This window comes from Pseudomonas sp. IPO3778 (genome assembly GCF_013386825.1).
Lineage (GTDB): Bacteria > Pseudomonadota > Gammaproteobacteria > Pseudomonadales > Pseudomonadaceae > Aquipseudomonas.
The window spans coordinates 1-7,218 of the sequence record NZ_JACARC010000087.1 but is presented as its reverse complement, the minus strand read 5'-3'; the positions used below and the strand labels follow the sequence as shown (position 1 = coordinate 7,218).

At 62.8% G+C, this 7,218-nt stretch carries 5 protein-coding genes and 2 pseudogenes; 3 read left to right on the top strand and 4 right to left on the bottom strand.

The window, feature by feature from the left end; translation table 11 throughout:
* Positions 1 to 86 precede the first annotated feature (86 nt).
* Positions 87 to 692 (bottom strand): response regulator transcription factor, encoded by a 606-nt coding sequence (locus HX855_RS31240; protein ID WP_177090404.1) that lies wholly within the window; start codon positions 690 to 692, stop codon positions 87 to 89.
* Between the two features lie 219 nt (positions 693 to 911).
* Here HX855_RS31240 and hpaC point away from each other — a divergent pair, with 219 nt between their 5' ends.
* Positions 912 to 1,424, top strand: a complete 513-nt coding sequence (gene hpaC, locus HX855_RS31235; RefSeq protein ID WP_177090402.1) for a 4-hydroxyphenylacetate 3-monooxygenase, reductase component — start codon at positions 912 to 914, stop codon at positions 1,422 to 1,424.
* Positions 1,425 to 1,551: 127 nt separating this feature from the next.
* Here hpaC and HX855_RS33975 read toward each other — a convergent pair.
* From HX855_RS33975 to HX855_RS31225, 3 genes and pseudogenes are all read right to left on the bottom strand, one after another.
* Positions 1,552 to 2,148 (bottom strand): annotated as a pseudogene (locus HX855_RS33975) (methyl-accepting chemotaxis protein); the annotation flags it as partial.
* A gap of 258 nt (positions 2,149 to 2,406) precedes the next feature.
* Positions 2,407 to 3,474, bottom strand: a pseudogene (locus HX855_RS33970) (HAMP domain-containing protein); the annotation flags it as partial.
* 272 nt (positions 3,475 to 3,746) lie between these two features.
* Positions 3,747 to 5,069 carry a hypothetical protein gene (locus HX855_RS31225; protein ID WP_177090401.1) on the bottom strand — a complete coding sequence of 441 codons (1,323 nt, stop codon included), beginning with the start codon at positions 5,067 to 5,069 and terminating at the stop codon, positions 3,747 to 3,749.
* A 226-nt stretch (positions 5,070 to 5,295) separates the two neighbouring features.
* Here HX855_RS31225 and HX855_RS31220 point away from each other — a divergent pair, with 226 nt between their 5' ends.
* Complete coding sequence (locus HX855_RS31220) at positions 5,296 to 5,685, top strand: cytochrome c family protein (protein ID WP_177090399.1); 390 nt, start codon at positions 5,296 to 5,298, stop codon at positions 5,683 to 5,685.
* 13 nt (positions 5,686 to 5,698) lie between these two features.
* Positions 5,699 to 7,189 (top strand): aldehyde dehydrogenase family protein, encoded by a 1,491-nt coding sequence (locus tag HX855_RS31215; RefSeq protein ID WP_177090397.1) that lies wholly within the window; start codon positions 5,699 to 5,701, stop codon positions 7,187 to 7,189.
* Positions 7,190 to 7,218 lie beyond the last annotated feature (29 nt).

The window sequence follows — 7,218 nt, the reverse complement described above, 5'->3', positions numbered from 1 at the left end:
AGACCACTCGATACCCCAGGCTCACCGCGTCGATCCCTTCGCAGCCTCGCCAAGGCTCGACAGCTCCCACATTCAATCATCGCGCCCTACGGATACAACACCTCGCGGACCAGCATGGCAATGCTGGTCACACCCATCTTTTCCTTGATCTTGGTGCGGTGCACGTCAACGGTTTTCACGCTGATGTTCAGCTCGCGGGCAATCACTTTGCTCGCCTTACCGTCCACCACCAGCATCAATACTTCCCGCTCCCGGCTTGTCAGCAGTGCCAGCTTGCCTTGCAGGTGCTCGCGCTGTTCCTGGTCGGCCTGGGCCTGCACGGCGGTCTTCAGCGCAGCCTGGATGCGGTCGATCATCTGTTGCGGATTGTAGGGCTTCTCGACAAAGTCCAGCGCGCCGTTTTTCATCGCGGTGACCGACATCGGGATGTCGCCATGGGCCGATACGAAGATGGTCGGCAAGGTGCTGCCGCGCCGGTTGAGGATCTCCTGCAACTGAAAGCCACTGGTCTGCGGCATGCGCACGTCCAGCACCAGGCACGCGGGTTGACGGGGGTCGTAGTGGTCGAGGAATTCTTCGGCGCCGGCAAAGCACTGCGCCTGCACGCTGACCGACTCCAGCAGCCACGCCAGCGAGGTGCGCAGGTCTTTGTCGTCATCAACGATGTAAACGATCGGTGTGGGATTTTCCATCAGGGACTGCCACGAGAATTTCTAATTATTGTTTTCGCACGCGAGCACGCAGCGGCGGACATTGGCTCATCCAGGGAGCCTTGCAAGCAGAATACCCAGTGTGAACGGCCCTGACGATAAAGAAACCACCTAGTCGGCATGGGGATCGTCTGAATGGTCGCGTAGCACGTGGCGCCTTAGTCTGGTGGCATCACCCACGGACCGTAAAGGGGCACCGACATGGCCGACCTGAGCCAGCAGCAAATCGATTTTCGCAACGCCATGGCGCAACTGCCGGCGGCGGTGAACATCATCACCACCAACGGCCCGGGCGGGCGTTGCGGGATCACGGCGAGCGCGGTGTGTTCAGTGACGGACTCGCCGCCCACGGTGCTGGTGTGTGTGAACCGCAGCAGCGCGACCCATGACGTGTTCCGCACCAATGGCCAGTTGTGCGTGAACGTGCTGTGCGGGGAACAGGAAGAACTGGCGCGGCATTTTGCCGGGATGACCCAGGTGCCCATGGCGGAGCGGTTTGCCTGGGACCTGTGGGACGGTGGCGAGGCGGGCGTGCCGGTGCTGCGGGATGCGCTGGTGCAACTGGAAGGGCGGATCAGTGAATGCAAGGAGGTGGGCTCGCATTCGGTGATGTTCGTGGAGTTGTCGCGGGTCGGGGTGCGAGGGCAGGGCGACAGCCTGGTGTATTTCAACCGGCTGTTTCACCGGATTGAACATGCCGGCGCCCATTGCTGAAGGACAACTCGATCGTTCCCACGCTCTGCGTGGGAACGCCGCCCTGGACGCTCCGCGTCCGCTTTTAAAGTCGTGGCGCGGAGCGCCACAAGAGGCATTCCCACGCGGAGCGTGGGAACGATCAGCCTCAAATCCGAAAGCTGCCCACCAGTTGATTCAATCGTTGCGCCTCCCGCTCCAGTTCCGTACAGGCCTGCAGCGTCGACTGCAGGTTCTCCACCCCGGCCTGGTTCAGCATATTGATCTCGGTAATGTCCACGTTCAGCGCCTCCACCACCGACGTCTGCTCTTCGGTCGCCGCCGCCACCGACTGGTTGACGTTATCGATCTCGCCAATGCGCAACGTCACACTGGCCAGCCGCGTGCCCGCCAGGTTGGCAATGCTCACGCTTTCCTCGCTGTGCTGCTGGCTCTCGGTCATGGTGCTGACGGATTCCCGGGCGCCCACTTGCAGCTCTTCGATCATCTGCTGAATTTCCAGCGCCGATTCCTGGGTGCGATAGGCCAGGCTGCGCACCTCGTCGGCCACCACCGCAAACCCGCGTCCCGCTTCACCGGCCCGGGCGGCTTCGATGGCGGCGTTCAGCGCCAGCAGGTTGGTCTGCTGGGAGATGCCCTTGATCACCTCCAGGATCTGCCCGATGTTCACCGTCTTGTGATTCAGCGCATCGATCTGCACGCACGAGGCACTGATCTTGCCCGACAGCTCATTCATCACCGCAATCGTGCGTTCCACCACCTGGCGCCCGTCTTCTGCCTGTTGCCGAGCGCCGGAGGCTTGTTGCGAGGCATCGGAAGCATTGCGGGCGATTTCCTGGGCGGCGGCCCCCAGCTGGTTGATCGCCGCCGCGACGCTGTGGGTGCGGGTGGCTTGTTCATCGAAGTTGTTCAGCGAGGAGTTCGACGCCAACAACACGCGCTTGACCACCTGGTTGACCCCAAGCCCCGCCGACGACACTTCGCGGATCGACTGGTGGATGCGTTCGACAAACCGGTTGAATGCACTGGCGAGCTGACCGATCTCATCCCGTGATTGCACCTCCAGCCGCCGCGTCAGGTCGCCTTCGCCCCGGGAAATGTCCTCCATCACCCGGGTCAGGGTTTGCAGCGGCCGGGTAATGCGCAACGCCGCGTACCAGATCAACAACAAGCCGAGCAGGGCCGAGCCGCCGCCCAGCAGCAGTTCCAGAGCGGTGCTTTTTACCCCTTGGGCATCCAGTTGCTGTTGCAGCGCGGTGACCGGTGCCAACAGCACCGACTGCGGCACGCCCACCAGCACGCCCCACGGCGCAGCACCGGCGATCGGTGCCAGTGGCTCAAGCAGCTTGATTTGCTGTTGATCGACAAAAGTTTGCGGCTGCCCGCGGTGCAACGCGTCCAGCACGTGGGCGCCATCCGGCATCACTGTGCTGATCGGTTGCCCCAGGCGGTTGGCGTCTTCGCTATAGGCGGCAATAACCCCCTTGGGGCTGACGATGCTGACGTGCCCGTGGCCGTCGAACAGTTGCCCGGCGCTGGTTTGGCTAGCCTGTTGCAGGGCTGCCAGGTTGATGTCCAGCCCGACCACCGCAATCACCTTGCCGTGTTCCACCAGCGGGAATGCAATGCTGGTCACCAGCTTGCGGCTGCCGGAGGCCTCGTCGAAATACGGCTCCAGTACACAGGCTTTGGCGGTGTCGCGGGCGCAGGTGTAGAAGGCGTTGTACGGCGCGCCGCTGGGGCCGGGAGAGGTGTTGGCCAGCAGCGCTTCGTCGCCGATCACCGCCGTCAGCTCGCCCGGTGTGGCCTGTACCCAATACTGGGCAAACCGCCCGGCCTCGTTGCTGCCCACGGCGGCCTGGTCGATGAACTGTGCATCGTCGCCGTCCAGGGCATTGGCTTCGAAAATGACATAAAGCCCGAGCAGGTCGGGCTTGTCGATCAGGGCCTGGTGCAGTTGGGTGCTCAGCGCCTGGCGCAGTTGCGGGCGGGTCAGCGTGCCCTGTTGTTGCAGTTGCCGCAGGTACAGCACATAGCGTGACAAGCCCTGGCCGTATTCGTGGGTTTGCATAAACGTGCGTTGCACCTGCATGGCCTGGACTTGCCCGAGGGCCTGCATGTGCTCCTTGGCGGCGGCGGCGAGCATTTCGCTGCTGGCCTGGGCCACGTGCTGGCTGCTCTGGTGGGTCTGGTACAGCGACAGGCCCATCAGCAAGCCGACCACCAACAACAGGCAGAGGCCGGCGAGCAGGGCGATCTTGCTCTGGATCGTGAGGAATTTCTTGTGCATGGCGAAGGCCTTGGCCAGGCGGGGCCCTGGCAGCGCCATGGCCCCGGCCGGGCTTAGAAGTTAGTGGCGAACACCACTTGGCTGTAGAGGTTTTTATCGTGGTTGCCCAGCTGCGTGCCGCCCTGGTCGGCGCTCTTGTCCGGCTGGTACAGGCCGATCAGCGGCATCACGGTCAGGTGATCGTTGACGTGCCATTCGGCATACAGGTCCAGCTCGTGGCCGTCGCTGTTGCCGAGGTTGCGGTCAATGGTCTTGAAGTCGAACAGCACCGCACCGACGTTGAGGTTTTGCAGGGGCGAGACCTTGAACGTGACGTTCTGGATACGTGAATTGTTGTTGAACGGCCCGGCGTAGTTGCCGGCCACTTCACCCTGGAACCAGGTGCCGTAGCCCCGGCTGAAGCCGTAGAACAGTGGGTCGAAGCCTTCCGAGAAACGGCTGTAGCGGTAGCTCACATACGGCGTCCAGGCCACGTCGGCAAAGGTCCAGCCGGCTTCCAGGTACCAGGCGTCTTCGTTGCCGGTGTGGGGTTTGTCCTGCCAGGCGTATTCACCGGACAGGAACAGGTTGGTCACCCCGGCATTGCCCGTGGCGCGCACGCTGTAGGTCTTCATGCCGTCGCGCGCCAGCTGGGTGGGGGAGGCGTACTGCTTGTCGACGTCGGTGGTGTCGATGTAGGTCAGCCCCACGGTGCCTTCGGCGGCCACGTGTTCGAGGGTGGCGACATACATTTCGGTCTTGGCCTGGGCACGGTTGTCGGACTTGAGCCACATCAGGTCGCTGCGCCAGCCTTCCTTGCCGCCCAGACGCAGTACGGCGGTCTCGTCGAAGGCTTTACGGGCAGCAATGTAGTAGCCGCCGCCGCGATTCAGATCGCCATCGGCCACGCCCTTGCCGAAGTTCAACGCATCGCCGTCGATCAGGAAGCCGTCGCCGACCACGATGTTCTGGCGGCCGAAGGACAGGTCCACGCCATTCTCGCCCAGGGCCTCAAACAGCTTGCCCGAGCGCCAGCCGAGGTAGGCGTCTTCGAATTGGGTGGTGCGCTCCGAACCGTCGCTGAAGCCGGCGGCGTCGCCGTCGCCCCAGGTGCCGGAACTCAGCAGGTTGGCCGCGCCGTAGGTGGTGCCGGCGCCGCTGAAGCTTTTGTCGAAGCTCAGGCCGTACTTGACGTAGCCCTCACGCCAGGACGACGAACCCTTGGCCAGGCGGCCGGAGGGGGCGTAGTTCTGCTGGCTGTGGAAGGCACCGAAGACTGCTTCCAGGGTGGCGTTCAGGTGACTGCTGTCATCGGCGTACAACTCATAAGCGCCGGCTTGGTTGGCGCCGATCATCAGCGCGAGGGTCGAGAGACGAAGCAAGGGGGACTTGAGCATGGTGTGGCATCCATTCTTGTTCATGACCACAGGGTTGGGGTCTGCCGCGATACTAATGCTGGCGAAGTGACGTGCCTTTTGTCTGGTTGCCAAACACTTGACTGTGCTTGCCAGAATCCACGGTTTGGCAGCCCCGCCAACACGACTGGCACGCAGGGCAAAACCCGAGCGACCTTGAGCCCTGACAATCGTCGGCAACTTCGATGGTTTCCAAGGTCGCTTTTCTATGTTCACTGCACACAGATTGTCCCTGGCCGGCGTGCTGTCGCTGGTCCTCGCCCACAGCGCGTTCGCCGCTGACTGCGCCCCCGACCAGAGCCGTGGCGCCCAGGTGTTTGCCAACGAATGCAGCGTGTGCCACGCGGTCACCCAGGGTGGCGCGACGATGATGGGGCCGAACCTGGCCGGTGTATACGGGCGCAAATCCGGTTCCATGGCCGGCTTCAGCTATTCCCAGGCGATGCGTGACAAAAACGTCGAGTGGCAAGCCGAGACCATCGCGCAATTCATCACCCAACCCCAGGCGTTTGTGCCCGGCACCTACATGCCCTACATGGGCCTGGCTTCGGCCGACGATCGCCAAGCGGTCGCCTGCTTTCTCAAAGAACAACAGTGAATACAGGTGAATCATGAGCAACGTTGAAATCCTGCCGCAGGTGGCTGCATTCCTCGACCGCCGCCATGGCTGCTTTATCGATGGCCAGTGGGTGTTTGCCGAAGGCGAGCCCATCAAGGTGGTCAACCCGGCCACCGGGCAAACCCTGTGCGAAACCCTGGACGCGCCGCTGCACGTGGTGGAGCAGGCGGTGCAGTCGTCCCATGGGGCATTCAAATCCCGTGTGTGGTCGGGTTTGCGCCCGGCTGACCGCGAGCGGATCCTGCTCAACTTCACCGCATTGGTTGAAGCCCATGCCGAAGAACTGGCGCAGCTGGAAACCTTGAGCCAGGGCAAGTCGATCAACCTGGCGCGTGGGCTGGACTTGAACGCCACGGTGGAGTTCATGCGCTACATGTCGGGCTGGGCCACCAAGATCGAAGGGCAGACCTTCGACGTGTCGATCCCGTTGCCGCCGGGGGCCAAATTCACCGCGTTCACCAAGCGCGAGCCGGTGGGCGTGGTGGTGGGCATCGTGCCGTGGAACTTCCCGCTGCTGATTGCGGCCTGGAAACTGATGCCGGCGTTGGCGACCGGGTGCACGGTGATTATCAAGCCGGCGATGGAAACCCCGTTGACGGCCATGCGCCTGGCGGAACTGGCGCTGGAGGCGGGGATTCCGGCCGGCGTGTTCAACGTAGTGACCGGTGGCGGGGCGTCGGTGGGTGGGGTGCTGACTGCTCATCCGTTGGTGAGCAAGGTGTCGTTTACCGGTTCCACTGCCGTGGGCAAGAGCGTGGGTGTGGCGTGCATGGAAAACATGACGCGGTTTGCGCTGGAATTGGGGGGCAAGAATCCGATGATTGTGTTGGCGGATGCGGACATTGATAAGGCGATCCAGGGGGCGATCCTGGGTGGGTTGCTGAACAACGGGCAGGTGTGTGCGGCGGCGTCGCGCTTCTATGTGCATCGGTCGGTGTATGACCGGTTTGTCGAGGGGTTGGCGGCGGCGGTGTCGGCGATGCCGTTGGGTGCGGGGATGGATGGTGAGGCGGCGATTAATCCGCTGGTGTCGCGCAAGCAGCAGCAAGGGGTGTTGCGGCATATCGCACAGGCCCGGGCTGAAGGGGCGCGGGTGGTGATCGGTGGGGATGAGGTTGAGGGTGAGGGTTTTTATGTGCGGCCGACGATTCTGGCTGATATCGATCATGGGATGGCGGTGGCTCGGGAAGAGGTGTTTGGGCCGGTGTTGGGGGTGATGGCGTTTGATGATGAGGATGCGGTGATTGAGTTGGCCAACGACAACCGGTATGGGTTGGCGGCCAGTTTATGGACCAATGATCTGGGGAAAGCGATGAACCTGGTGCCGCGGATCGAAGCGGGGACGGTTTGGGTGAATGCCCATGTGTTGCTGGACCCGGCGATGCCGTTTGGTGGGGTGAAGCAGTCGGGGATGGGGAGGGAGTTTGGGCGGGCGGTGATTGAGGCTTATACCGAGTTGAAGTCGGTGTGTATTGCGCACTGATGGGGGGTGTATATCCGTTGCTGCGGTAA

Coding starts and splice junctions, on each gene's coding strand:
- HX855_RS31240 (WP_177090404.1), bottom strand. CDS start 692: ATGGAAAATCCCACACCGATCGTTTACATCGTTGATGACGACAAAGAC.
- hpaC (WP_177090402.1), top strand. CDS start 912: ATGGCCGACCTGAGCCAGCAGCAAATCGATTTTCGCAACGCCATGGCG.
- HX855_RS31225 (WP_177090401.1), bottom strand. CDS start 5,069: ATGCTCAAGTCCCCCTTGCTTCGTCTCTCGACCCTCGCGCTGATGATC.
- HX855_RS31220 (WP_177090399.1), top strand. CDS start 5,296: ATGTTCACTGCACACAGATTGTCCCTGGCCGGCGTGCTGTCGCTGGTC.
- HX855_RS31215 (WP_177090397.1), top strand. CDS start 5,699: ATGAGCAACGTTGAAATCCTGCCGCAGGTGGCTGCATTCCTCGACCGC.